Below are 26,318 nucleotides of genomic sequence, written 5' to 3'. Positions count from 1 at the left end.
GTTGTTACAGGACATATTAAACACTAAGATGGTTTATTACGCCAATTCTTTTGTTATCGGGGTGCACGCAGTGTGACAACAGATTCATTAAAAAGAGTCATTTTCGGCAGGCCGCTTAAATCCAACGAGCTGGAGCAAGAAAAAATGCCGGTTTGGAAGGCGCTTCCGATATTATCGTCGGACGCCTTGTCGTCAGTGGCTTATGGAACGGAACAGATTCTGATTGCGCTGGCCGCGGTCGGATCGGTTGCAGCCTTTGCTTATTCCTTGCCGATAGCGATCGCTATTATTTTATTAATCACGATCCTGGTCGTCAGCTATAGACAGGTTATTGACGCCTATCCTCAAGGCGGAGGAGCGTACATGGTTTCCAAGGAAAACCTGGGGATGGCGTTCGGAAGATTAACCGGCGTGTCGTTGTTGATCGATTATACACTGACGGTTGCGGTTTCCGTATCCGCAGGAGTGCAGGCTATTACGTCCGCCTTTCCTGCTGCAATCCCTTATATTGTACCGATCGCCCTGTTCCTGGTTTGGCTCATGGTATGGTTAAACCTGAGAGGGACCTCCGAATCCGGAACGGTATTTGCCTTCCCGACGTATTTCTTTATTCTCTGTGTGCTGGTATTGATCGGCAAAGGGATATTTGATTTGATCACGGGCGCCAGTCATGCGAATGCCATTCATGTTATTCCGGGAGCAGCACCGGCGGGGCTGACGATGTTCGTTTTGTTAAAGGCTTTCTCCTCCGGTTGTTCTGCGGTTACCGGGATTGAGGCGATTTCGGATGCGGTGCCGCATTTTAAAACTCCTTCCAAGGACAATGCCAAGAAGACCTTGCTGTCGCTGGGGATTTTGCTGGCCATTATCTTCGGCGGGGTTACCATCCTGACCATGGCATATGGCGTAACGCCGGATCCGAGAGGGCATACCTCCGTGCTGTCCATGGTAACGGAGAGTGCATTTGGCCGCGGTGCCATGTACTATGGGACGCAAATCGCGACGATGATGATTTTGACACTCGCTGCAAATACGAGCTTTAACGGCTTTCCCATTCTGGCATCGATCATGGCTCAAGACAAGAACTTCCCGAGAATGTTCGCTAACCGTGGAGACCGCTTGTCCTTCCATTTTGGGATTGTTACCTTGGGCGTCTTGGCCAGCCTTCTGCTGATCGCCTTCAGAGGAAAGACCGATGCACTGATTCCTTTATACGCCATCGGTGTCTTCTTGTCCTTCACGCTGGCTCAGAGCGGCCTGGTCCGCAAATGGTTCCGGGAGAAGCAAAAGGGTTGGCAGGGCCGGCTCTTGATTAACGGCTTGGGGGCTCTGGTCTCGTTCGCTGTTCTCATTATTTTTTGCGTGACCAAATTTGTGGAAGGCGCCTGGATTGTCATTATTTTGACGCCGATTCTCTTATGGTTTATTACCAAAATTTACGACCATTACGAGGATGTCGCGGATCAGCTTCGCATCAACCTGGATGAGCCGCTTCCCCATAGGGAATCGATCATCATTATCCCGATCGCAGGGATTCACCGGGTGGTTGCCGCCACGATTTCTTATGCCAAGACGCTGTCGCCCAACGTAGTCGCTTTCTATATCTCGTTTTCCGATGAAGATGAGGAAAAGATGGAGAAGAAATGGGAGCAATGGAATCCCGGGGTACGGCTGGTCGTATTCCGGTCCCGGTACCGGACGATTGTGAAGCCGCTGGTCGATTTCATCGAGCGGATCGACGCGCACGTCAAAGAAAAGCAGACCATCATGGTGCTGCTACCCCAATTCGTAGCGAAAAAGTGGTGGCACCGCCTGCTCCATAACCAATCCGCTTACCGCATTCGCTCCAGGCTGCTGAAGGAGAAGGACGTTGTCGTAGCTACCGTTCCCTTTCATTTAAGCGAATAAAGAAGAGAGAGCGCTTAGGCTCTCTCTAGAGTTTGTTGGGAAACCTTCAATTGAAAAATAGCATCGGTGCCCCGGTGGGGTATCCCCCACCAGCCGCTGTTGAAACCCATGAAATATGATTATATTTAGTGGTGTTTTCATAAGTTTCAAAGGCGGACGTAAACTCCTCCGAGGGATACCCCACCTCCATAGGTAGCATAGTTCATGCAAAACAGGTTTTCACCAACACTCAAAGAAGAGAGAGTGCTTAGGCTCTCTCTTCTTTATCGTCTTCCTCTTTACTAGGTTCATTCGGGACGACGATATAGCTATGTTCATTGGTCTTGACGGACCAATCCTCTTGCGAACTGAAGAGCTCGTTTAACAGGGTGTTGATTTCCACGGAGACTCACTCCTTCATTCTGTATCGGCCTATTCAGCATAGTCCCTGCTTCTTAAGTTAACCTTAAAGTTGGAGGACTATTCCATGGCAAAAACAGGAAGGGGGGAGCTGCGGCATTATTGAATGTGACGGACCAGCTTGTCCGCGATGCCGATATAGCTAGACGGCGTAAGACGAAGCAGCCGTTCTCTCTCGGCGTCAGGCAGGCCTAACCCATGAATGAAATCGGCAATGCGCTGCGGCGTTACTTCTACACCTCTTGTGAGCTCCTTCAATTTTTCATACGGATTCTCATAACCGACGCGGCGCATAACGGTTTGAATCGCTTCGCCGAGCACTTCCCAGCTTTCGTTCAGATCCTGCTGAATCGCAGGCTCGTTCACGGACAAGCTGGAGAGTCCGCGCAGAGTAGCGGCCATAGCAATATAGGAATGGGCGATCCCGACACCCATGTTGCGCAGGGCGGACGAGTCGGTCAAGTCGCGCTGAAGCCGCGAGATCGGCAATTTGTTGGCCAAATGATCGAGCATGGCGTTGCTGACGCCCATATTGGCTTCGGAATTCTCAAAGTTAATAGGGTTCACCTTATGCGGCATAGTGGACGAACCGACTTCGCCGGCTACGACATTTTGCTTGAAATACGCAAGCGAGATATACTGCCATACGTCGCGGTCGAAATCCAGGGTAATATTGTTGAAGCGCATGATCGAATGGAACAGCTCAGCCATGTAGTCGTGGGATTCGATCTGCGTCGTCAACGGGTTGTAGTTCAGCCCCAGGTGCTCGACGAAGGAGCAGGCGATATCTTCCCAAGGCGCGTCCGGATAGGCGATCGAGTGCGCGTTGAAGTTGCCGACCGCACCATTGAATTTTCCGAGGTATTCCTGTGCTTTGATTTGCTTGAGCTGGCGGTTCCAGCGGTATACGAACACAGCAAGCTCCTTGCCAAGTGTCGTAGGGCTCGCCGTTTGCCCGTGGGTACGGGACAGCATCGAAACATTTTTCGCAGCCTCGGCCATGCGGGCAACCTCAGCCGTCATTTTCTCGGCCATTGGCAGCCAGCCGCTTTGCATGCCGTTTTTCAGCATCAGGGCGTGGGACAGGTTATTGATATCTTCCGAGGTGCAGCTGAAGTGAAGGAATTCCTTGACGTCAGCAAGGGTTGTCGGATCCAATGTTTCCTTCAGGAAATATTCGACAGCCTTCACATCATGCTTGGTCGTACGCTCGATTTCTTTGATGCGCAGTGCGGATGCATCGTTGAATTGCTCGGTGATGCCTCTCAGAAACGCGATCTCTTCCGCCGTAAAATTGCGCACTTCTGCAATCTCGGGCCTTTGGGACATATGGATCAGCCATTCGACCTCCACAAACACCCGGTACTTCATCAGAGCCCATTCCGAGAAATGCTCTGCCAATACTTCCGATTGTTCCTTGTATCTCCCGTCCAGGGGGGATATAGCTTTAATTGACATTGTTCAGCCTCTTTCTGTTCATTTGACCGTTTGTAGTTTCCTCCAACATAAGAACCATCATTCCGATTATACAATATGCCCTAAGCCTTTCACTACCCCATCTGTCCGAATCAAGGGGCTGCACGCCGGCAAAGACCTAAAAAAATTACAAATAAATCTAAAATCCATGGCGTACCGTTTCCGCTCCATATTCTTTACAATAGGTTTTGTGACCGAAAATGTAAGTGCTTACATCACATATTTGCAAGCCTGAAGGGGGATGAAAGGTGAAAGCTCTGAAAAAAGCGTTTCTGTGGATCGACAGCTTTTTTGAGACCTTTTCCATGGCGGCGCTGCTGGCGATGATTCTTATCGTAACGACCCAGGTGTTGACCCGGAAGCTGTTTCATTTCGTATTATTTTGGTCGGAGGAGGTGACGCTCCTGCTGTTGGTCTGGTTCTCCTTCCTTGGTATCGCGTACGGTTTTCGCGAGCACCTGCATCTGGCCATCGATTCGTTTACAAGCAAGTTTCCTCCCAAAGTCAATTGGGTACTGGATAAGACGATTTATGCAAGCACGTTCGCCTTCGGTGTCTATCTGATCCTATCCGGTACCGAGTTTACCATCCTCATGAACGAGAGCACGCTGGCGGCGACCAAGCTTCCCAACAGCGTTATTTATGTGGTGATGCCGATCACGGGTCTGCTTGTATGCGTGTATTCCTTCCTGCAGTTTATCGGGATCGACACAAGAAGGCATCGAGGCATTGAGGAGGGGAGTCATTAGATGGAAGAAACGACAATCGCGATACTCATTCTTACCGTCAGCTTCGTAGTTCTGATGGTGCTGCGGTTTCCAATCTCGCTGACGCTGGCGCTGTCTACATTGCTGACCGTGATGTATCTGGATATCCCGCTGGCGGTGGTCGGCCAAAGGATGATTCAGGGCATCAGCTCGTATTCACTCCTGACGATACCATTTTTTATTCTTGCCGGACATATGATGAGCGAGGGCAAGCTTGCGCTGCGGCTCGTGAATCTCGCCCAGCTGATTGTCGGCGGGATACGGGGCGGACTGGCGATGGTGAACTCGGTCGCCTGCATGTTCTTCGGCAACATTTCCGGTTCGGCGGTAGCGGATGTGTCCTCGATCGGCTCCGTCATGATCCCGATGATGAAGAAAAAAGGCTACGATACCGACTATGCGGTAGGAGTTACCGTATCCTCCGCGATTCAAGGGGTGGTCGTTCCTCCGAGCCACAATCTGGTGCTGTACTCCTTGGCGGCAGGGGGCGGCGTCTCCATAGCCAGTCTGTTCCTTGCGGGCATCATCCCCGGACTGATTCTCTGCATCTCCCTGATGGCGACAAGCTACGTGTATGCGATCAAGCGGGGGTATGCCAAAGGAGACCCGGTGGAACGCAAAGATATTCCGAAGATCGTGCTGGATGGCTTAATGTCGCTGATGACAGCGGCTATTATACTCGGGGGCATCTTCAGCGGCTGGTTTACGGCGACGGAGTCGGGCGCATTGGCCTGCTTGTACGCCTTTATCCTGACGTTTGTCATCTACAGGGACATTCCGGTCAGCCGCATGTGGGTGATTTTGCAAAAGACGTTCCGAACCGTCTCCATGGTGCTGTTCCTCATCGCCGCATCGGATGCGTTCAGCTGGCTGCTGGCTTACCTGAAAATTCCGGCCATGGTGACCGATGCGATGCTGGCCATATCGGACAGCCCGGTCATCATCCTGCTAATTATTAATATCGTGCTGCTGATTCTCGGCGCTCCTATGGATATGGCCCCGCTAATTTTGATCATGACGCCGATCTTGCTGCCCGTCGTAACTCATCTCGGCATGGATCCGGTCCATTTCGGCATTATTATGATGCTGAACCTGGGCATCGGGCTGCTGACGCCGCCGGTCGGGACCGTGCTGTTCGTCGGCTGCGCCATCGGGAAAATATCGATCAGCCAAGGGACGAAAGCGATGATGCCCTTCTTCTATGTGATGTGCGTCGTGCTGCTCGTGCTGACGTATGTGCCGGATTTAGTGATGTGGCTGCCTAATATGATGAAGCATTAATAATTCAAATAAAAGGGGAAGTGTACGAATGAAACCGTTCATCCAAGTGGTAAGCGTCCTTTCATGCTTGATTATGGCCGGGGGTGTCCTGGCAGGCTGCAGCACCAAGGACCCTGCTAAGCCGACGACAGCCGGGGGAGATAAGAAGGTCGAAGGGAAGAAGTATACGTTCCGCTTGGCGGACACGCATCCGCCGGATTATCCGACCGTGATCGGGGATAAAAAATTCGCTGACCTGGTCAACGAGCGTACGAACGGCCGCATCAAGATCGACGTCTTCCCTTCATCCCAGCTAGGGGAGGAAAAGGCAGTCATCGAGCAGGTTCAGCTCGGAGCCATCGAATTCACCCGCGTCAGCAGCGGACCGTTGGCGGAGTTCAATAAAAACTTCGGCGTCTTCAGCCTCCCTTATGTGTTCGACAGCGATCAGCACCTGTGGAAGTTTCTGGAGAGCGATAATGGCAACAAGCTGCTGGACAGCCTGGAAAGCTCCAAAATGAAAGGTCTGGCCTATTACAGCTCCGGCGCCCGTAACTTCTATTCCCGCAAGCTGGTAACCAATCTGGCGGAGCTGAAGGGCCAGAAGGTTCGCGTCATTCAGAACAAGATCAACATCGATCTGATGTCCGCACTCGGAGCCAATGCGACGCCTATGGCTTACGGCGAGGTCTTCAGCTCCCTGCAAACCGGCGTTATTGATGCGGCCGAGAATAACTTCCCGAGCTATCAGTCCTCGAACCATTATGAAGTGGCGAAGCATATGATTCTGGATGGGCATCAACGCGTGCCGGAAGTGCTCCTGATCAGCCAATCGGCCTGGAACAAGCTGTCCGAGGAGGACCGCAAGATCGTGAAGCAGGCCGCCATCGATTCTGTCAAAACCCAGCGCGAATCTTGGGATAAGTACGAGAAGGACGCAGAAGCCAAGGTCCGTGCGGCCGGCGTAACCATCACTGAGGTGAAGGACGTTAAGCCTTGGCAGGACGCGGTGAAGCCGGTTATCGAGAAATATCGTCCGGAATATAAAGACGTCTTAGAGCAGATTGATGCGGCCAGGAAAAATTAATCGAGATGGAAGCGGCAACCCCCTGCACTTGTGTAGGGGGTGATGTTTATAAGAAACCGATAATCTGAACAATTGCTAGGGTGCCCCGGTGCGGTACCCCCCTCCGGCCAAGCTTCCGAAGCAGGCTTTGCTACGCAAAGCCCCCAGCTGTTGTTCTCAGGAAATCTTGATTATATTCGCTTTATAGCGGGAATTTCCCGAGAACAAAGGGGGGCACTATCGTTCCTACAGGGGATACCCCACCTACCACTTTCGCATTTTTTTAAAATGAAAGATTTCTCAACAAACTGAACCCCCTGAGCAGATGCACAGGGGGTTGTTGGGTGGTTATTTAAGTTTATACCGATAGAAGTAATCGTTCTGCATTTGCTTGATGACCGTCTCACGGTCTGTTTTAATATCGTAAGGAAGCCGTTTGGAATCCCCCAGGATAGTGGTCTTATAGACGCCCTTCTTTTTATTCAGAAGCTGCGTATTGGTAGTCAGAACCGTCTGCTCCTTATTGAGCCTCTCCAGAGTAAACACCGGCTCGCGGTCGAGATCTTGGGAGACCTCATAGACGATCTCGAGAGAGATCGACCCCAGATAATGGGTGCTGTCCAAGGACGTCATCATGTCATATTTGGGTTCGGCCGACACGATCTGTACGCCCTCATTCTTAAGAAGCGGGTAATTGCCTTCCGGCTGCTTGAAGTGGATAGCCTGATTGGCGCCATCCCAGGTCACCTCATAGCCTAATGCTTCGCTTACCAGCCGTAACGGCACGTAAGTTTTTTCGTTATACATGATCGGAGTATCCTCCGACGTGTCAATCAGCTTGCCGTTATCCACCAGCTTGAACTGCGGCACCAGGATCGCGGCGATTTCCTCGGAAGCCTTGGCGGTAAACGGCAGCAGAACGACAGCTGCGGCCATGAAAGCAATGGTCCATGATTTTTTCAATGCTAGTCTCCCCCTTTGCTGAATCATGTTTAATGATTTAGTCCATTATTTACCAAATGGGGGATGGGGGACAAGGGACGATCGTCTCATTTTGGGCGGGACAAGGAAGCAGGGACTTCTGTCGCCCTTTATGCCAGCGGTTCTCCGTGCAGAAAGCCCTTGTACGGCTCAAGCGAAGACGGATCACCAGGAACGACGATGGTTCCCGTTCATTTGCCTCTGTACATAGGTGCGATCAGGTCGATGCGATTGGTCCAGATGCCTCCTGTGTAGCCGCGCGGCAGACGCTCTACGTCCTCCGGCGTATCGAATCCATGGGAAAACTCCGAGCCGTCTCCTCCGACCACGATGACTCGGGTATCGGCCTTCTCCATACGCTCCAGAAAACGATTCGGCCATCCCCACAAGTAAGGGGCATATTTCTCCGGTATATGAATTTGAGTGTGCTCTATGGAGGAAGGAATAAAGCCGGTCCAGCCCAGCGCTTCATATGTAAGCAAGGAACGGATGAGCGAAGCCTTGGACATCGTTCGCAGGCCCGGCAGCAGCTCCTTCACCGCGGCGACCGGCTGATCACCTCCGTATACGGTCAGCTGCTCAAGCCGGTTGGCCGGTAACGTTTTAAGATATTGGGCAAGCTGAGCCCCTTCATCAGGATCATTGCTCTTCACATGAATCAGAAAGGAGCGGTCGGGAAAGGTAGAGAGCACCTCGTCGAGGGTCGGCATCAGCCCGATGCCTTTTCCGCGAAAAGGATAGGTTTGTCCCCCGTCAGCTGTATAGCCGTATCCGATATCCAGGGCTTGGAGCTCGGCAGCCGTATGATCTCTGGTCACCCCGGTACCGTTCGTCCGGCAATCCAGCGTCCAGTCGTGAAATACGACGAATCGTCCGTCCTTGGTAGGCTGCACATCAAACTCTACGATATCGGCTCCCTCTCTAAAGGCTGCGTTCATGGAGGCTATCGTATTTTCCAAATAAGGGTGCTCCGGTGCATAGATTCGTTCCGCCGTACAGGTATCATTGGTAATACCCTCCATATGGAAGGTTTGGGCGAGTCCGCGGTGCGCCAGCAGCAGCGGGGCCCCGTCTCTTGAGGGAGCCAGACGCGAGCTGTTCGTGATATAGACGATCGCTGCCGCTATTAGTATGATGACAAGGACTTTTCGTTTGGTGATCCTCATCCTTCAGTGACCTCCTTGAATGGACTGCTAAGTTCACGGGCATTCTTATAGCCTTTTAGATCCAGCATAAACAATAGAGCTGCATGCCACAATGAAAGGAGGATAATAGTTGGATGATACCATGCAAGTCAGAAGCTTCAGGAATTTACAGGTTCATTGTATTCATAATGATGATCGCCAATCAGGCTCGCTAAGCCAAAGTCCAGACAGCCCGCGTCCAAGCCAGATGCAAACCAACTTGCATCATATTGTTCTGGCTGGTGCTGGCAAAGCCGGCTTGAGCGGTGACAAGCTCGCAGTCCTCCTTATAAGCTTTATGCATGCGGCGCTGCAAAAGGGCCGTCTGCAATCCTCTCCTTCTGTATGCAGGGAGGGTAGCTGCCAGAGCGCACGAAGCGATCCCACCGCTGCTATACATGGCGGCTACGGCTGCCGGTTTCCCTTCTACACTTGCGAGAAACAATCTCCATCCGGGCCTGTGCAGCAAGCCGATGTTATTATGGATGAAATGATGCTTGTGTTCAATAGACATGCCGGACGCTGTACAATGCACCTCGGCGTATTGGTCAAATAGGCCGTGGTCGGTAACCTCAACAATGTCTACCGTATCCGGAAGCGCAGGCAGCTCCCGCAGCGGCAGTCCGTAAAGAACGGAATGAAACCCCTGCTGAATCATTCCATGGTCCGTCAGGGCCTGGAACAGTCCAGGACTCGAGCCGGCAGGGGAGATATCGACCAGCGGCTTTCTGTCTCTTTCCCTATAAAAGGCGGCGATGTCCCCGACCTTGTCCGTATCTTTGTCAGATAAACCTTTTACGCTGTTAAATACACCCCAAGGCATCGTTCGGATATAATAGGCGGTCGTGCTGCCGAAGCTGCGAACGTCGACGCCCTCGGGATTTCCGGGACGTTCCCCGATCGAGCGGATTCTTGAACTGAAAAAGTCGGTTTCAGCCTGCTGAAGACGCAGGGCAAGCGTTTCGGTTAAAACAGGGTATCGCATGGGCGGCTTCCTCCTGAACAGGGTTTTCTATATAATATATCATGAATAAGCGACAGGAAAATGAAGCCCTTTAATGGAATTAATACTATAGATGTGCAGGACATGGAAGGGAATAAAGAACAGTATCGGTGCGTTTTTCTGCCCTAAAGGAGGGATAACGATGGAACCTGTTTTTTTTGCCTCTCCGGCCGAGTTTCGTGCCTGGCTTGAAGAGAATCATGATAAGGCTCAATCCTTGCAGGTCGGCTTCTATAAAAAAGGCTCCGGCAAGCCGAGCATGACGTGGCCGGAGTCGGTAGATGAGGCGCTGTGCTTCGGGTGGATCGACGGCGTCCGCAAAGGTATTGACGACGTCAGCTATACGATCCGGTTCACTCCCCGCAAACGCGGGAGCATTTGGAGTGCTGTGAACGTTCAGAAGGTGGAGGAGCTGACGAAGCTTGGGAAAATGCGCCCGGAGGGGCTTCGCGCCTTTGCCGAACGGAAGGAGGAGCAAACGGCTGTCTACGCTTACGAGCAGGAGAAGGACGCGGAGCTTGGAGAAGCTTACGAGGCCTTGTTTCGTGCCAATAAGAAGGCATGGGACTACTTTCAGGCGCAGTCCCCGTCCTACCAAAAGACAGCCGTTCATTGGGTTGTCAGCGCCAAGAAAGAGGAAACCCGGTTAAAACGGCTTCATGAACTGATCAACGATTCCGAGCAGGGAGAGGTCATCCGTCATCATAGATGGAAGAGCCCATCTAAATAGATCAAGCGGTTAGTGTGGTGCGCACGGATTTCCTGCGGGACAGCCGGATGAATATCTCGATAAACACCAGATTCCCGATCCAGCACAGCCAAGCGGACAGCCGATAGGGAGGCTCCATCGGACCGCTGAACAGCGGGGTCAGCGCTAGCAGCCAGACGCGAAACGTAACGGCAGCCAAGGTAAGAGTATAGCTGCGCAGCATCCATTCCTTGTGGGCCTGAAATTGTTTGCTTACGGCCTTTTTGACGGATATCCAGGTTGTTAGCACCCATAGAACATCCAGGGTAAAAAAGCCCAGCCCGGCCATCCACCCTCCGGTAGCGAAGATGGATAAATAAATGCTGATCAGTCCGCTCGCCGTGATGGAGAGCACATAGGTATAGCCTAGGATGCGGTGGATCCGAATTCCTTTTCTTTTCGGCCGGATGAACAGCTGAAACGGTCCGATGGCGACAGCCAGACAGGCAGTGATGATGTGCAAATACAGTACATAAATCCAGGGCGCATAGTGAAAGTCCGGCTTTTGCAGCTTTTGAACGATCAGACCCGCCTTATGGGGGTCTGATAATCCGTACTGCATAATAACGTAGGCAAGCAGAATCAAGGCTAACAAGGAAACGACAAACCGTACCGAGATGGTTTTGAGCATAGAAGGCTCACTCCTCTACTTTAGTTTTTATGCTATACAAGACGATGGGGAAAGAAACGCCCCTTCATTTTTTTGGAAAATACTTTTTTAGTAAAATAAATTGGACAGGCTGAACATCCAAAAGCATACGACGGGAGGGAGTGTCATGGGGAGAATCCTATGCTTTATATCCGAGGATTTTGCGGATTTTGAAATTACGCTGGCTTTTCACAAAATCAAAAACGCAGGCAAGAAAGAAGTGCTGTGTGTCGGATACGATCATCAGCCGGTGATCAGCGAATCCGGCTTGACGTACAAGCCGAATGCCACTCTTGCCGAGGCGATGGAGCTGCAGGACGTAGAGGGGCTCATCATTCCCGGCGGACCTATACGGGAGCAGCGGCAGGAGCTGACGGAGCTGATCAGGAAGCTGGACAGGGAGGAGAAGCTTCTGGCCGCAATCTGCAACGGCCCGCAATATTTGGGCAGAGCGGGCATTCTGGCTCACAGGAAGTATACAACCTCCTGCTCGGTTGACCGGATCCGGCAATTGGACTTAGAGGACCCGTTTCCGCGGGAGCGCTATGTGGAGCAGAGAGTAGTAAGAGACGGACATGTGATAACGGCGAAGGGGCGCGCATTTGTCGATTTTTCCTTCGAGCTGTTTGACTATTTACAATTGTACGAAGGGCGGAGAGAGGAGCGGGATCAGCTGTTCCGGGACATTATGAACCGCTGAAGAGTTGAACCGCAGCCATCTCCGAATCTCGAAATGGGGGATTAGTATGATAATCAGAGAGTTAAAGCCGGGCGAACCGTATCCGATGGACCTGCTGCTGCTGGCGGATCCCGAGGAGCCGGTCATTCGGACCTATATAGACCGGTGCCGCTGCTATGTAATGGAGCATGAAGGCGTGATTGCAGGGGTCGTAGCGCTTCTGCCCACAAGACCGTTAACGGTCGAAATTATGAACATAGCGGTACTGGAGAACATGCAGGGGCAGGGCTTGGGGAAAAGACTGCTTACGCACGCCATCCAGGCGGCCAAAGAGCAGGGCTGCCATACGATAGAAATAGGAACGGGAAACTCGAGCGTCGGGCAGCTGCATTTGTACCAAAGATGCGGCTTCCGGATTCACGGTGTGGACATGGACTATTTTGTGCGGAATTATGAGGAGCCGATTTACGAAAACGGACTGCAGTGCAGAGACATGATCCGGCTGAAGCAGGAGCTGTAACCAAGGGGTGATCCACCCGTGAAGATATGGAGCAAGGCCGCCGGCGCGTTCCAGCGGGTTGTGCTGCTTCGCAATCGGACGCTTACGGTCAAAATGTTGTTTTACTCGGCATTGATCGTCGTATTCCCGCTGCTTCTTGTCGGAACGATATCGTACCAAAGGTCGTCCGAGGTGCTCGAGCAGGAGGCGGGGCAGTACAGCTGGCAAATCATTGAGCAGGTGAAGGCTCATGTCGAGTATTACGTGCAGGATTTCGAGATCGATACGCTTCGCATCATTAACCATCCCGATATGAACCGCTTCCTGAAGATGCGGACGATGGAGGAGATGAAGCAGAGCGGGATTCAGACGGACATCGAACAGGTATTGAAAAATGCCGCCTATTCCCGGTCGGACATCAGCAACATCACGGTCATCGTTCACGATGAACAGGTCATTGACGCTATAGATTACGATAGCCCTTACTCGGCCAAGCAGCTGCGGCAGGAATACTGGTATGCAACGATACCGGAGGACAGCTCGCCCAAGCTGATAAGCCGCGTAGTTCGAGGACGGGATCATCAGGAGCAGGTGATCTCCATTGTACGGCGTTTGATCAGTCCGAATACGCTTGAGCCGATCGGGATCATGATCATGGACGTCAATTTTAAGCGGATCCAGGAGATAGCCGAGAAGGTGGCAATCGGTCGAACCGGCTTCCTCTACATCATCGATGCCCAGAATCACTATGTGTACCATCCCGACTTGCAGCAGGTCGGAAAGCCCGCCAACGGCAAGAGCTTTGAGATGATGCTTACCCAAGAGAGCGGCTCGATGACGGATGGGGACAAGCCGCGCAATTTTCTGACGTTCAGCTTATCGCATTATTTGGGCTGGCGGCTGGTGACCTCCATTCCTTATGCGGAGCTGACGAACGGGACTGCCTATATCGGACGGACGATCCTCTGGACGCTGCTTGGCTCGCTTGCCGCTGCGTACTTGCTGGGAATCGGTTTCGCGGCAAGCCTGGTAAATCCGATCCGCCGGCTGCAGCGGTTTATGAAGAAGGTGGAGGTCGGGGACTTCTCCGGTAAGCTGGAGGTCCGCTCATTGGATGAAATCGGCTTGTTAACGCACGGGTTCAACAAAATGGTCGAGAAGCTCGAGGGGCTGCTGGAGGAAATTTATTTCACCCGCCTGCGCGAGACGGAGGCCTCCTTGCGTCAGAAGGAAACGGAGCTGAAGGTGCTGCAGTCGCAGATGAATCCGCATTTTCTGTATAATTCGCTGGAAACGCTGCGCGGTATGGCGCTCGAGCAGGATATGGACGATATCGCCTCCATGTCAGCTTCCCTGGCCAAGCTGCTGCGCTACAATCTGAAGAGCACCTCCCCGACGGTTATGCTGCAGGAAGAACTGAGCTTCTGTGAGGTGTACCTTCGGATCCAGAAATACCGGTTCGAGGATCGTCTCGAATATGAGCTTGATGTCCCGCCGTGGGCATTAGAGCAGCAGATTGCGAAATTCTCGCTGCAGCCTATCGTCGAGAACAGTATGATTCACGGCATCGAGCCGGGTGTCGGGCTGATGCATATCCGAATTACCGCGGAGCGGGATTCCGGGCATTCCTTCTGCGTAGTCATCCTCGATACCGGCATTGGCATGTCGGAGCAGCAACTCCGGCGCATCCACCGCGACCTGGAGGGAAAGGATGTGCTCGCCGGGGGAGCGCATATCGGCATTGCCAATGTGCACCGGCGGATCGCCTATTTGTACGGTCCGGAGTTCGGAGTATCGCTGCAGAGCGTAAGCGGTCACGGAACCGTGGTCCGGATCCGGCTTCCTTATGAGGAGAGGAAGGAGCTTCTTGAGGAAGCATAATGGAGCTATGGGAGCGGCAGGCTTACCGCCGCAATCCTTAGAACGGACCGTCCACCCCAAAAGCACGGAAAAGGAGGCTGGAGCATCGGTGTACCGCGTGCTGCTGATTGATGACGAACGGTGGGTGCGCATCTCACTGAAGAAAGTGATTGAAAAAACGGGCCTGCCCTTTCATGTCGTTCACGAGGCTTCGGACGGGCTGGAGGCGCTGGACTGGCTTAAGTGCGGCGAAGCGGACCTTATCCTGACGGACGTCAAGATGCCTGTGATGGAAGGTCTTCGTTTCGTTCAGGAGCTGCGGCTTAACGACCGTACCCAGTCTATTATCGTAATAAGCGGCTACGATGACTTCCAATATGTGCAGCAGGCACTTCGTTCGGGAGTGTTCGATTATTTATTGAAGCCGGTGGAGCTTGAGGAGATGCGGGCGTGCTTAACCAAATGGATGAATCAATACCGTCCGCCTTCTGAGGAAGCGGCCCGCAGGCCAGCCTCTCTTTCTAAACCACTGGAGCAATCGCCGATCGGGCAGGTGCAGGACTATATTCGCGCGCATTTATCGGGGGACATTACGCTAACCAAGGCCGCAGCTCTTGTCCATCTGAATCCGAGCTATTTGAGCCAGCTGTTCAAGCAGCAGCTAAACCGTAATTTCATCGATTATGTGGCGGAGATGCGGATGGAGGAGGCCAAGCGGCTGCTGAGCGCCACCTCGCTCCGGATCAGTGAAATTGCCGACCGGGTCGGCTATTCGGATGTTGCGTATTTCAGCAACACGTTCAAGAAATGGAACGGCTGCACGCCCTCGGAGTACCGCAGAGAGCCGGGAAAAGGCTTGAGCGGCCCGGAGCTTGAAGCCTGACCTAATGAGTATTTGTTTTTCATTCGGAAAATTCCCTGATTTTTGTTAAAAATTAGGACTGGAAGTCTTTTTATAGAAAGAAATCCGAACGATTGCTTGAAAAAATGGCGTGAATTCAGTATTATTAACATAGATTCGAATCCGATGACAGTTTTAGAAGGTGAACCTTGTGTCCCTAACCGATTCTAACGAATTCAAAAAGAAGCTGTGTCACATCTATAACGAGGTGTCAAAGGAATTGTTCGGATTCGGCACTACTTTGCTTAAAGCATCGATTGAGGGGAACATCATCACGTTTCAAGCCAGGCACCGCCGCTCACCGCGGTCTACCGCTTTGGAGGGCGAAGCGCCGACGCTGAAGTACGAGGTTGATTTTTACATGTCATCGATCTATAAGAAGCGAATCCGTGAAAGACTTGAGCAGGAGATGGGGCTTTCCATCGAAGCGGTCCTCCGGGACTATGACCCGCCGACACAGTGGGCTTTCACGAATGTCATTTTGGTCGATAGCGACCGTACAACGTAAATAGACCGGCGTTTCTCCTCGGATCTATCTGAAGAGGAAACCGGACCCGCGTAAGACAAAACAGATCCGCTGGACATTGTTTACAATGGAAGGTGCTCTTGTTAGAAGCTTTTATTCTATCAGGGGCACTTTCTTTTTTTCTATAAGCAAGAGGGGGCATCGGCTGCGTTATTTAGAGAGAGTAGGATACGTGCATAGATTGCCGAATTTGCAAAATACTACTAAATATTTCATGCAGCCGATTCTTTACGAAATTCCATTAATTAACCTTTGGAGGTCAAACGACGATGCAAAAGAAATGGGTACAAGGCATACTTTCACTTTCTGTTCTGGGACTGGCACTGACCGGATGCGGTGCGCCTAAAGAGCAAGGAGGAGCGGCAGCGGATAATAAAGACGGCAAAGGAGCGCCGACACAGCTGGTGATCTCGACCTGGGGCTTCTCCGAAGACTTTTTCCGTAAAGAAATTTACGAGCCGTTCGAAAAAGCGCATAATGTCAAAATCGTGCTTGAAATCGGCAACAACGCGGACCGCCTGAACAAAGTAAAACAAGGCAGCTCTAACGTGGATGTCATGTACTTATCCGATTACTATGCTCAGCAAGCTATTGATGCGGGATTGTTCGAGAAGATCGACCGCAGCCGCCTGACGAACCTGAAGGACATCTATGATGTAGCCAAAGCGCCGCTCGGCGAAGACTACGGTCCTGCTTACACCATCGGCCAGCTGGGCATTGCTTACAACCCGAAAGCGCTTGGCGGCAAAGAAATCAAATCCTGGGCAGACCTGTGGAGTCCTGAGCTCGCCAAAAAGCTGACGATGCCTAACATTACGGCCACCAGCGGCCCGATGATCGTGGATGCGGCTTCTATCGTAGCCGGTAACAGCGCGTTTAACGAAGATCAAGCCTTCGCCAAATTGAAGGAGCTGAACAAATCCGTCGTTAAATACTACGGACAAACCTCGGAATACGTTAACATGCTGGCGCAAGGCGAGATTGCAGCAGGACCGATCATGGAGATGTATGTGAAGGATTTGAAAGCCGCTTCCCCTGACGTGAAGTTCGTAACCCCGGCTGAGGGCGGTTACGCGGTTATGAATACCGTTAACGTCGTTAAAGGAAGCAAGAACAAGCAGCTGGCCGAGGATTTCATCAACTGGCACCTGAGCAAGGAAGCACAGGAGAAATCTGCGAAAGCGCATATTGACTCCCCGGTTAACACGACGTTGAACCTGACGCCTGAAGAAGCTCAAGGCATTACTTACGGAGCCGACGTTGTGGCCAAGCTTCGCAAGCTGGACATGAAGTTCGTCAACCAAAACCTGAAAAAATGGATCGACCGTTTCAATAAAGAAGTAACGCAATAATCGCAATAGGGAAGCATTTCATTTGAGGGGTATATGACATGACCATGGCATGTACCCTCATTTTTTCTAAAGGGAGGCTGGATGATGAGGAAAAAAGTCATTCTCGATGTAGATACGGGGGTTGATGACGCTCTTGGCATCCTGTTAGCCGTGCGCAGCGGCCAATTCGACGTGCTTGGCATTACGACGGTGAACGGCAACGTATCGCGGGATCAGGCCACGATCAACACGTGCAAGATTCTGCAGCTGCTCGGCTGCGAGGCATCGATTCCGGTCTACAAGGGAGCGGACCGTCCGCTGCTTCGGGAGTCGTTCTTCGAGCATCGGGTTCACGGACAAGACGGGATCGGAGGTGCTCTGAAGGATATGCCCGTGCATAAGCAGCCATCGGAGGGCTTTGCACCCGAAGTCATCATCGAGGCTGCGCGGCGATATCCCGGCGAGCTGACGCTGATCGCAACCGGGCCGCTTACGAATGTGGCCTTGGCGGTACGTCAAGCTCCGGAGCTGGTGCACCTCCTGAAGGAGGTCGTCGTCATGGGCGGGGTTGTCGGAAGCTACGGCAATGTGACCCCGACGGCGGAGTACAACATGTACGTAGATCCGGAGGCGGCCAAGATCGTGTTCCGCGCCGGCTTCCCTTCGCTTACGCTGGTCGGCCTCGACGTGACCCGCAAGGCGCTTCTGACGGAGGAGCACATGCAGCAGATGGGGGATTCGCCCATCGCCCGCTATATCCGCGAGAGCACGACCGACTATATGCAGCGCTACTATGAGCGCAATGGCATTCGTGCCTGCGTCATGCACGATCCGCTCGCCGTAGGCGTAGCTCTGAATCGCGGCATCGTAACGACACGTCGCTATTATGTGGATGTCGAGACCCGAAGCGACTTGTGCGACGGGCAGACGGTCTGCGATTTTCAAAACCGCTTGTCGAAGCAGGCCAACATGGACGTTTGCATGGATGTAGATACCGAAGCTTTTCTTCAGCTGTTTACGCAAGCGATGAAAGCCTAGCCTTACAAGAACAGGAGCCATAGCTACATGAAGAAAAAGGTTTACTATGTATTATTGCTGCCGGGATTTTTGTTTCTACTGTTCTTTATGCTGATCCCGATTATTATGACGATAGGGTCCACCTTTTTTCAGGAGGGCCGATTTACGCTCGAAGGCTATCTTCATTTCTTTAAAGACCCGTACTTTCTCAAAATATTGTGGACGACGCTGGAGGTCAGCATTGTAACGACGCTCTTATGCATCCTGCTCGGCTTTCCGGTGGCGTACTACATTTCCAAGCAAAGCGTTAGGAAAAAGGGCATATTGCTCGCGCTCGCGATTTTTCCGCTGCTTACAAGCTCCGTCGTCCGTTCCTTCAGCTGGATGATCGTGCTCGGGAAGAAAGGGCTGCTTAACAACACGCTGCTGGCAATCGGGATCATCCGGGAGCCGCTGGATATTTTGTATACGCCGGTGGCGATGATGATCGGTCTGATTCATTTATTCCTGCCTTTGATTATCATTACGCTGGTAGGCGTTATGGAGAACATCGACCCGGACCTGATCAAAGCGGCGGAAAGTCTTGGCGCGCCCCGTTTTACCGCGTTCCGCAAGGTCATCGTGCCGCTCAGTATTCCCGGCTTGATCATCGGGAGCATCCTGGTGTTCGTCGGCAGCTTGACGGCCTACACGACGCCGGCCTTGCTTGGAGGCAAGCAGAAGGTCATCTCGACCTTCCTGTATCAGAATGCGATTACATTAAACGACTGGTACTTGGCCTCCGTCATCGCTACGATCATGATTGCTATTACCTTTATCATCATCGGGATAATGAATAAAATGGCCAATAAATTCAATCCGAAGGAGTAGAAACGTATGCAGGAGAACAATCGAGGGCTTGGCCTGTTTACGCTTCTGGTCTACGCATTTTTGCTGGGTCCTCTACTCATTATTGCCGCCGCTTCCTTCGATCCGGGAACGGTATTGAAATTTCCGCCGCAGGGCTTTTCGTTCAAATGGTATGAAAATATTTTCAAAGTCAAAATGTTCATGGAGACGTTCAAAACCTCCATTTTCGTATCGCTGCTAGGCAATGTGTTCGCGCTCCTTCTCGGGGTGCCGGCCGCTTATGCCCTAAGCCGGTTTCAGTTCAAGGGCAAGGATGCGCTGAATGCGGTATTCATCTCGCCCGTGCTCATTCCGGGTATCGTGCTCGGCTTTACGATGCTGAAGTATCTGATCATCACGTATCATCTGCCGATCTACTTGTCCCTGCTGTTCGGACATACGGTCATTATGCTGCCGTTCATTATCCGTGTCATCGCGTCCAGCTTGTCGAACTTTGATTTCTCCGTCGAGGAAGCGGCCTTGAGCTTGGGTGCGGGGCATCTGGCGACCTTCTTCAAGGTGGTGCTGCCGAACATCAAGTCGGGGATTATTGCGGCCGTGCTGATCGCCTTCCTGGAATCGTTCAACAACGTGGATATTTCTGTATTCATGACCGGCCCTGGTGTCAGTACGCTGCCGATCCAAATGCTGACGTATGTGGAGAACCATTTTGACGCGACGATTGCCGCGATTTCGGTGCTGCTTATGATTTTTACGGCGGTCCTTATGTTCATTATCGAACGGATTATGGGCTTGTCCTACTTTACAAAACGATAACGGGGGATTGGATCCATGGCATTGCTATCCTTGGAAAACGTATCGGTTGCCTACGAGCAAAATGTGATATTGAAGGATTTTAATTTGAATATTGAAAAAGGCGAGCTTATCTCGCTGCTGGGCCCGAGCGGCTGCGGCAAAACGACGACGCTACGTCTTATCGCAGGCTTCCTGGAGGCCAAAGACGGCAAGTTTATGCTCGGCGGCAAGGATTACACACGGGTGCCGGTGAATAAACGGAACTTCGGCTTCGTGTTCCAGAGCTATGCGCTTTTCCCGCATTTGTCCGTATACGATAACGTCGCATTCGGGCTGCGGCTTAGAAAAGTGAACGAGTCGGAAATTAAGAAAAGAGTGCACCACATTCTGGAGGTTGTCAGTCTGACGGGCTTCGAGAAACGGTTCCCCAAAGCGCTGTCCGGCGGACAGAAGCAGCGGGTAGCCATTGCGCGGGCGCTCGTTATCGAGCCGGATCTGCTGCTCTTCGATGAGCCGCTCAGTAACCTGGACGCGAACCTGAGAATTAATATGCGCGTCGAAATCCGCCGCATTCAGCAGGAGCTCGGGATCACCACGGTCTATGTATCCCATGACCAGGAGGAGTGCTTCTCGATCTCCGATCAGGTGGCGATAATGAACAAAGGGATTATCGAGCAGCTGGACAGTCCGGCCGCCATCTTCAAATACCCGAAGACGGAATTCGTCGCACGGTTTATCGGATTTAATAATTTCATTCATTTTGACGAACGGCATGATCAAGGCGCGGAAGTCGAGTTGAAGGTCAAGGACCTGGTATTCCACGTTGCGAAGCATCTCGGGAACAATGCCGGCGGCAGCCTCAAGGGAGCTATCCGTCCGGATGACGTCATTATGGGGACAGTCGAAGAGATTCCTGCCGAGGGAACGAACCGTCTCCCGGGCCGCGTGAAGGTCAGCACCTTCCTGGGCCGAAGCTATCAATATGTAGTGGAAACTGCTCTCGGTGACTTTACGGTCAACAAGGAGATGGAGCTTCCTTATGTCAACGGCAGAGAGGTTCGCCTGCTGTTCCCTGCTGAAAAATTGGTTTTAGTGGAGTAACGTGCTACTTGGGAGGTACCGTCATGCGAGTCGATTTATTCATCAAGAACGTAAACATTTATAACAGTTACTTCAAAACCTTCATTCCAGGCAATGCCGCTATTCTGGACGGCAGATTTCTATACATCGGCGAGCGGGGCGAAGACAGCTTCGACGCCGGTCAAGTCGTCGACGGTCAGGGACGCTATATGATCCCCGGTCTCGTAGACATCCATCTGCACATCGAGAGCACGATGGTTACGCCGGAGACCTTCTCCTATGGCTTGATCCGCAACGGCGTGACGACCATCGTGCCGGAGCCTCACGAAATGGCCAACGTCTTCGGACTCCAGGGCGTTACCGAGATGATTCGGGCGAGCGAGCACTGCGTAGCCGATATGTTCTACGCCATTCCGAGCTCGGTGCCTGCGACGTCCATGGAGACAACGGGCGGTGCGATGGAGATTGAGGACATGGATGCCTTGATGCAGACGGAGACGATCGCCTGCTTGGGCGAGATCATGAACTATGTGGACGTCATTAACGATCCGGATTGCAAGACGAATCGAATCTTGAAGCATATACGTGCGAAGTATCCGAAGCTGGTCATTGAAGGGCATGTGCCGAAGCTGCTGGATTTGGAATTGCAGCAGATCATCTATGCGGGAATCGATTCGGATCATACGCATCAATCGATTGAAGGTATGGAGGCGCGGATCGCCGCGGGCATGTTCATCGAAATTCAGGAGAAATCGATGACCGAGGAAGTCTTGCAGTATTTGATCGAACGGGATGTCGCCGAGCATTTTTGCTTTGTCACCGATGATGTGATGCCGGATTCGTTCCAACGTCGGGGCCACCTGAACCATATCGTTCGCAAGGCGATTCAGATGGGAATGCCGCCGGAGAGAGCGATCTACGCGGCGACCTTCACACCGGCCCGCAGAATGAAGCTAAGCGACCGCGGAGCGGTGGCTCCGGGCAAGATTGCCGATTTCTCCCTGGTGTCCGATCTCGAAGAATTGACCATAGGTCAAGTATATAAAAACGGGCGCAAGGTGTACGATGCGCAGGAGGAATACCTTCCGCAAGGTCATCGTCACCCATTCCCTTCCCATTTTTACCAAAGTGTGAAGTTGTCTCCCTTGGCGGAATCGGACTTTGCCATCCATACGGATGCCCAGGAAGGGGCCTATAAAGGCAGAGTGATGCTGGTCAAGAACGGCTCGACGTTTACCGAGGAGCATCACGCAGAGGTTGAGGTAAGCGGCGGCGAGGTCCGCTGGGAAGACAGCGGCTATGGCCTGATCGCCACCTTCGACCGCTACGGCAAAACCGGCGGCCGAGCTTACGGCCTGATCGGCGGAGATACGATCAAGCGCGGCGCGATCGCCACGACCTATTCCCACGACAACCATAACCTGCTGGTTGTCGGGCACAGCCGCGCCGACATGATGATCGCGGCTAATGAAGTGATCCGCAATCAAGGCGGTTTCTGCGTCGTGGAGAACGGGAAGGTACTGGCGAGCCTGCATCTGCCGGTCGGGGGCATCCTGACCGAGGAGCCGCTTGAGAAGACGGCTGCCGAGGTTCAGCAGCTTCGCGAAGCCATGGAAGCGCTGGGCTACAATCATTACAACCCGATCATGTCGATAAGCACTCATTCCTTGCCGGTCAGCCCGGCTTTGAAAATTACGGATTACGGCCTTATTGATGTCAACCGCGGTAAGGTCGTGCCTCTGCTAGTAGAAGAATAAAAAAAAGAACCTGACGGTTTTTCGTCAGGTTCGTTGTTGCGAAGCCTGCTTTACGTGAGCTATGCTCCATATGGAGGTGGGGTATGCCTCGGAGGAGTTTACGTCCGCCTTTGAAACCCGTGAAAATACCGCTAAGTCTAATCTAATTCACGGGTTTCAACAGCGGCTGGAGGGGCATATACCACCGGAGTATATTAGCAATAGCTCAAGCTCTGCAGATTTCTCAACAGTCTCGAACCTGACCGTTTCCGTCAGGTTCTTTTTTCTCCCCCAAACCATTTGGAAATGCTCCTATTCCATTATATACTAGCCTTATGCTATCAAGATGGGAGTGGATATCATGGAATATCATCGTATTACGAATATAGCGGATCCGTATTTCAAGCAGATGCACGAGCTGATGCAGACGGTATTTCCGCCGGAGGAAGTGCTGGAATTCTCCCTGTGGGAGGAGCCGCTGCAGGACGAAGGCATCCGGGTGTTCGTAGCCATTCATGAAGGACAAGTCGTCGGCGCTACCGAGTATCGCTATTATGAGGATATGCAAGTGGCCATGACCGACTTTACGATCATCGGACGCGAAGGGCTGGGCATCGGACCCTTCCTGGTCAAACGCCGGATAGAGGATCTGCAGTCGCTCGTCCGCCAGAGCGGCGGCAAGCTGATCGGCATGTTCGCCGAAATTTACAACCCGTACCTGGCCGAAGATCACGGCTTCGGCGGCGTGAAGCCGATGAATCCGTTCGTCCGCCGGGAGGTGCTTGCTCACCTCGGCTACCGCAGGCTCGATCTCGCCTATGTGCATCCGTCGTGGCATAATGACGGGGCCGCAGTGCAGGAGCTGGATCTTGGATTTATGCCTATCGGCGAGGATGCCGATGCGGTGGAAGCGATCCCCGCGAGCTTAATCAGCGGCTTCCTGGAAAGGTACTATACCGTGCTTCCCAATAAACCGGAAGCTTGGTATGAAATGATTGCACAATTAAAGCAGCGTGAGCAAGTCCGCTTGCTCCCTATGTAAGGAAAAAACGGCTCTTGAGCTTGGAAGCTCATGGGCTGTTTTTTTGTTATGGAACAAAAACAATAATTCCTATATAATAACTATGAATTAATCATTCCAAAATGGAGGGATCCTTGTCATGAAGCAGAAGTATTGTCCCCATTGCTCGGAGCCTTGCTCGGTCTATGAATTCACTTGCGTACATTGTGGAGAGGAACTGGCCGAGAACGGCTATTTCATCGATTCATTAACGTATTGGGACGTACAGAAGCCGGCTCATCCGGCCCGAATTCTGCTTTCCTTGACTCTGGTAAGCGCCTCTGCCATTGCTGCTTCGCTCCTGCATCTGCCTGTCGTTTTTTACGCAGGGCTTGCGGCAGCGGCGCTGTATTACACCACGGCGAAATCTGCATCAGCCGAATCCCGATAGTTTGAATAATACGAATCTGCTCCTCTGCCGCTGGCAGAGGATTTTTTTTCACAAAGTCCTAAAAAGCAGCTTCAAAGAAGCCATAGATAGCCCAACTTGGCAGGTATGTTTTTTTGTGTGGTGCAATAAAATTTTCCTGGAACGGTTGGAACCCTATTCCAATTCGCTGCGTCTTATTCATGATGAGAACTCCAATGGCGGGGCGGAGGCTGCAGCGGCTGTATGAACAGGAAACATTTTATTCGTATTTGCAAAGGTGTGCTTTTAGGGTGCGCGATCATTTTTCTTACGGGGACTTCCTACTTATTTCCGCTCATAGGATCAGGCGAAGTGACTGCCGTTGGCATCGCCGGAGGGCTGCCGTCTGCAGAGAAGCCGGAGCCTTTTAACATCACCGACCCGAAGGAGAAGGCCGTTATATTGAAAATAACGGAATGGCTGAACCAATCGGAAGCCGTAGACGGCCCGATACATTTTGGCAGACATGGCTATCCGAACGTATTGGAATTTAAGCTGACGAATAATCGAATGGTAATGGTGGAGCCCGCTTATCGCTGTAAGAAGCAGCGCCAGCCGGACGGGAGTCTGTTAAGGCAATGCAACCCGGTCAAAGGCGAAATTATCGTCACCACGCCCAATTACAAACGGGTGCGGTACAAATCGCCGCTTCTCTATCATTGGCTTCAGGAAGGATGGACCCGGGAGGAACGAAGAAATCCGAACCAACCTGTCGGACCCTTGATAGAGAAGGATTTGGAGGAGAACCGAAGCTTTGCCAGGCAGCTCGGGACGGAGGTGCAGGTAGCGGCTCACGAGGGCAAGCTGCCCGGATTTGCCGGCAGCTATATTGATGCTGAAGCAGGGCAGTTATTCGTCGGTCTGATCGATGGATATGAGGACACGCGTCAAGCGATCATCCGCATGGCTGTGCATCCGGAGCTCCTGCAGTTCTTTGACGCGCAATTTACGGAGGAGGAGCTCAAGGCCCAAATGACCCGTCTGAATGCAGAGCTTCCTTCACTGCAGAAGAAGGGCTTCCAAGTTCATGATTACGGCATCTCCATTCGGTTGAACCGGTTGGAAGTGAATGTGCCGGAGAGAAACGAGAAGACCTTGAGGCTGCTGACACAGGTTATCGCTCCGGAGTATCTTAAGATTAACGTAACGAAGCCGTGGAAATACATGACGGGAAATCATCTATGACCAAGCGATGAAGGACAATAATAAAAGGTCCTCGGGATCTCCCGGGGACCTGTATTTTTTGACGGAGCTACTGAGCCTCCATGAAAGGCTTTTTGTCCTTCAATTCATAAGTCATGCCTGACGTTGGGGTGCTTAGCAGCCACTGGCCTGCAGAATCCTTGTAGACCTGGCATTTGAACTCGTAAACAGCGGACTCCGTAGGCGAGATAGTAATACCGCTGCCGTTTTTCACGGCCTTGGAAATAGTGAATGCGGCATCGAAAGTGACAGTAGCGGAGCTTCCGCTGGCATCCATGGCGATGCTGGCTATAGTGAGTTCATTCTTTTTAATCCCGTCCGCTCCTGTTATCGACATGGCAGTTTGGGTGAAGCTGCTGCTCTGCGCCATGTTGTCTATCAGCTTGCGAATGGTTTGTTCCGTATCGGTCTTCGGAAATGAGATATTGACCGTTCGGGTGTCGCCGTTCCAGGAGACATCCGCGCCGGCGGCTTCACTCACGAACCGCAGCGGAATGTACGTGCTGCCATCCTTTATTTTTGGAGAAACCTCCAGGTTATGCAAATTTTGGTTAACCGCGGCCGTACCTTTGTTGATGGTCAGCGTAAGGCTAAGGTCACCCTTCTTGGCGGTTGCGGTTTGTGTACTCTGATCCCATGAAACCGTGAAGCCAAGCTTTTCGAACAAAGCGCGCATAGGCACCATCGTGTTGCCGTTCTCGATATACGGCTGTTGTTCCCAATTGACTTTATCCTGCTGCAAATAGACTTGAATCGGTGCAGCGTCTTGAGCATTAGCCATAATCGGATAATCGAACGGCAGCAGCATGGAGACGAACAGGGCAAGGTGTGAAAACCGTTTTTTCGTTAACCAAGACATAAGAACATTCCTCCTGGCTCTAGTTGTATTTGTCGACGTTCTATAGGATTCGTGAAATTCAGTGTTTATCGGG

26 protein-coding genes are annotated in these 26,318 nt (G+C 52.2%); 19 read left to right on the top strand and 7 right to left on the bottom strand.

What is annotated here, in order from left to right:
* Positions 1 to 72: 72 nt before the first annotated feature.
* The gene (locus B1728_RS27765; RefSeq protein WP_256865538.1) at positions 73 to 1,908 is read left to right on the top strand and encodes an APC family permease; all 1,836 of its coding nucleotides are present in this window, start codon (positions 73 to 75) and stop codon (positions 1,906 to 1,908) included.
* Between the two features lie 247 nt (positions 1,909 to 2,155).
* Here B1728_RS27765 and B1728_RS37015 read toward each other — a convergent pair whose 3' ends face one another.
* Together B1728_RS37015 and purB are read right to left on the bottom strand one after the other, a co-directional pair.
* On the bottom strand, positions 2,156 to 2,290 hold the full coding sequence (locus tag B1728_RS37015; RefSeq protein ID WP_256865537.1) for a hypothetical protein: 135 nt from the start codon (positions 2,288 to 2,290) through the stop codon (positions 2,156 to 2,158).
* A gap of 116 nt (positions 2,291 to 2,406) precedes the next feature.
* The gene (purB, locus tag B1728_RS27760; protein WP_079913686.1) at positions 2,407 to 3,765 is read right to left on the bottom strand and encodes an adenylosuccinate lyase; all 1,359 of its coding nucleotides are present in this window, start codon (positions 3,763 to 3,765) and stop codon (positions 2,407 to 2,409) included.
* A 266-nt stretch (positions 3,766 to 4,031) separates the two neighbouring features.
* On the opposite strand from purB, the gene B1728_RS27755 reads away from it, so the two are divergent.
* From B1728_RS27755 to B1728_RS27745, 3 genes are read left to right on the top strand one after another with little or no spacing between them, the layout of a single operon-like run.
* The gene (locus tag B1728_RS27755) at positions 4,032 to 4,532 is read left to right on the top strand and encodes a TRAP transporter small permease (RefSeq protein WP_079913685.1); all 501 of its coding nucleotides are present in this window, start codon (positions 4,032 to 4,034) and stop codon (positions 4,530 to 4,532) included.
* Complete coding sequence (locus B1728_RS27750) at positions 4,533 to 5,831, top strand: TRAP transporter large permease (protein ID WP_079913684.1); 1,299 nt, start codon at positions 4,533 to 4,535, stop codon at positions 5,829 to 5,831.
* A gap of 28 nt (positions 5,832 to 5,859) precedes the next feature.
* The gene (locus B1728_RS27745; protein ID WP_079913683.1) at positions 5,860 to 6,897 is read left to right on the top strand and encodes a TRAP transporter substrate-binding protein; all 1,038 of its coding nucleotides are present in this window, start codon (positions 5,860 to 5,862) and stop codon (positions 6,895 to 6,897) included.
* A gap of 327 nt (positions 6,898 to 7,224) precedes the next feature.
* On the opposite strand, the gene B1728_RS27740 is transcribed toward B1728_RS27745, so the two are convergent.
* From B1728_RS27740 to B1728_RS27730, 3 genes are all read right to left on the bottom strand, one after another.
* A complete protein-coding gene (locus B1728_RS27740) occupies positions 7,225 to 7,839 on the bottom strand; it encodes a stalk domain-containing protein (protein ID WP_256865536.1) in 615 nt (204 codons plus the stop codon).
* A gap of 209 nt (positions 7,840 to 8,048) precedes the next feature.
* Positions 8,049 to 9,023 (bottom strand): glycerophosphodiester phosphodiesterase family protein, encoded by a 975-nt coding sequence (locus B1728_RS27735; RefSeq protein WP_079913681.1) that lies wholly within the window; start codon positions 9,021 to 9,023, stop codon positions 8,049 to 8,051.
* Positions 9,024 to 9,213: 190 nt separating this feature from the next.
* Positions 9,214 to 10,026: a GNAT family N-acetyltransferase gene (locus B1728_RS27730; protein WP_079913680.1), complete on the bottom strand. Its 813-nt coding sequence runs from the start codon at positions 10,024 to 10,026 to the stop codon at positions 9,214 to 9,216.
* A 160-nt stretch (positions 10,027 to 10,186) separates the two neighbouring features.
* Between B1728_RS27730 and B1728_RS27725 the strand changes: the two genes are divergently transcribed.
* On the top strand, positions 10,187 to 10,774 hold the full coding sequence (locus B1728_RS27725) for a YdeI/OmpD-associated family protein (protein ID WP_079913679.1): 588 nt from the start codon (positions 10,187 to 10,189) through the stop codon (positions 10,772 to 10,774).
* A 1-nt stretch (position 10,775) separates the two neighbouring features.
* Here B1728_RS27725 and B1728_RS27720 read toward each other — a convergent pair whose 3' ends face one another.
* Positions 10,776 to 11,423 carry a DUF2306 domain-containing protein gene (locus tag B1728_RS27720; protein WP_079913678.1) on the bottom strand — a complete coding sequence of 216 codons (648 nt, stop codon included), beginning with the start codon at positions 11,421 to 11,423 and terminating at the stop codon, positions 10,776 to 10,778.
* A 145-nt stretch (positions 11,424 to 11,568) separates the two neighbouring features.
* On the opposite strand from B1728_RS27720, the gene B1728_RS27715 reads away from it, so the two are divergent.
* From B1728_RS27715 to B1728_RS27650, 14 genes are all read left to right on the top strand, one after another.
* Positions 11,569 to 12,141: a DJ-1/PfpI family protein gene (locus tag B1728_RS27715; RefSeq protein ID WP_079913677.1), complete on the top strand. Its 573-nt coding sequence runs from the start codon at positions 11,569 to 11,571 to the stop codon at positions 12,139 to 12,141.
* A gap of 46 nt (positions 12,142 to 12,187) precedes the next feature.
* Positions 12,188 to 12,640 (top strand): GNAT family N-acetyltransferase, encoded by a 453-nt coding sequence (locus B1728_RS27710; protein WP_079913676.1) that lies wholly within the window; start codon positions 12,188 to 12,190, stop codon positions 12,638 to 12,640.
* 18 nt (positions 12,641 to 12,658) lie between these two features.
* Positions 12,659 to 14,500, top strand: coding sequence for a sensor histidine kinase (locus B1728_RS27705; protein ID WP_256865535.1), 1,842 nt, complete (start codon positions 12,659 to 12,661; stop codon positions 14,498 to 14,500).
* Positions 14,487 to 15,362, top strand: coding sequence for a response regulator transcription factor (locus tag B1728_RS27700; RefSeq protein WP_256865534.1), 876 nt, complete (start codon positions 14,487 to 14,489; stop codon positions 15,360 to 15,362). Before B1728_RS27705 ends, B1728_RS27700 begins: the two co-directional genes overlap by 14 nt.
* 169 nt (positions 15,363 to 15,531) lie before the next feature.
* The gene (locus tag B1728_RS27695; protein ID WP_079913675.1) at positions 15,532 to 15,888 is read left to right on the top strand and encodes a DUF2294 domain-containing protein; all 357 of its coding nucleotides are present in this window, start codon (positions 15,532 to 15,534) and stop codon (positions 15,886 to 15,888) included.
* Positions 15,889 to 16,175: 287 nt separating this feature from the next.
* On the top strand, positions 16,176 to 17,258 hold the full coding sequence (locus B1728_RS27690) for an ABC transporter substrate-binding protein (protein WP_079913674.1): 1,083 nt from the start codon (positions 16,176 to 16,178) through the stop codon (positions 17,256 to 17,258).
* Positions 17,259 to 17,342: 84 nt separating this feature from the next.
* Positions 17,343 to 18,275, top strand: a complete 933-nt coding sequence (locus tag B1728_RS27685; RefSeq protein WP_079913673.1) for a nucleoside hydrolase — start codon at positions 17,343 to 17,345, stop codon at positions 18,273 to 18,275.
* Positions 18,276 to 18,302: 27 nt separating this feature from the next.
* Entirely contained in the window at positions 18,303 to 19,124 is an 822-nt protein-coding gene (locus tag B1728_RS27680; protein ID WP_079913672.1) for an ABC transporter permease, read from the top strand.
* A 6-nt stretch (positions 19,125 to 19,130) separates the two neighbouring features.
* Positions 19,131 to 19,919 carry an ABC transporter permease gene (locus B1728_RS27675; RefSeq protein ID WP_079913671.1) on the top strand — a complete coding sequence of 263 codons (789 nt, stop codon included), beginning with the start codon at positions 19,131 to 19,133 and terminating at the stop codon, positions 19,917 to 19,919.
* 15 nt (positions 19,920 to 19,934) lie between these two features.
* The gene (locus tag B1728_RS27670) at positions 19,935 to 20,999 is read left to right on the top strand and encodes an ABC transporter ATP-binding protein (RefSeq protein ID WP_079913670.1); all 1,065 of its coding nucleotides are present in this window, start codon (positions 19,935 to 19,937) and stop codon (positions 20,997 to 20,999) included.
* 23 nt (positions 21,000 to 21,022) lie between these two features.
* Positions 21,023 to 22,735: an adenine deaminase gene (locus B1728_RS27665; RefSeq protein WP_079913669.1), complete on the top strand. Its 1,713-nt coding sequence runs from the start codon at positions 21,023 to 21,025 to the stop codon at positions 22,733 to 22,735.
* Between the two features lie 340 nt (positions 22,736 to 23,075).
* The gene (locus tag B1728_RS27660; RefSeq protein ID WP_079913668.1) at positions 23,076 to 23,756 is read left to right on the top strand and encodes a GNAT family acetyltransferase; all 681 of its coding nucleotides are present in this window, start codon (positions 23,076 to 23,078) and stop codon (positions 23,754 to 23,756) included.
* Between the two features lie 118 nt (positions 23,757 to 23,874).
* Positions 23,875 to 24,165, top strand: coding sequence for a hypothetical protein (locus tag B1728_RS27655; RefSeq protein WP_079913667.1), 291 nt, complete (start codon positions 23,875 to 23,877; stop codon positions 24,163 to 24,165).
* 222 nt (positions 24,166 to 24,387) lie between these two features.
* Positions 24,388 to 25,368, top strand: a complete 981-nt coding sequence (locus B1728_RS27650) for a hypothetical protein (protein WP_079913666.1) — start codon at positions 24,388 to 24,390, stop codon at positions 25,366 to 25,368.
* 67 nt (positions 25,369 to 25,435) lie between these two features.
* On the opposite strand, the gene B1728_RS27645 is transcribed toward B1728_RS27650, so the two are convergent.
* Complete coding sequence (locus B1728_RS27645) at positions 25,436 to 26,245, bottom strand: copper amine oxidase N-terminal domain-containing protein (protein ID WP_079913665.1); 810 nt, start codon at positions 26,243 to 26,245, stop codon at positions 25,436 to 25,438.
* Between the last annotated feature and the right edge of the window lie 73 nt (positions 26,246 to 26,318).

Source organism: Paenibacillus sp. 32352 (assembly GCF_002042965.1).
Classification (GTDB): Bacteria; Bacillota; Bacilli; order Paenibacillales; family NBRC-103111; genus Paenibacillus_S; species Paenibacillus_S vulneris.
The sequence above is the reverse complement of the archived record's forward strand: the minus strand, read 5'-3'. Positions and strand labels throughout refer to the sequence as shown.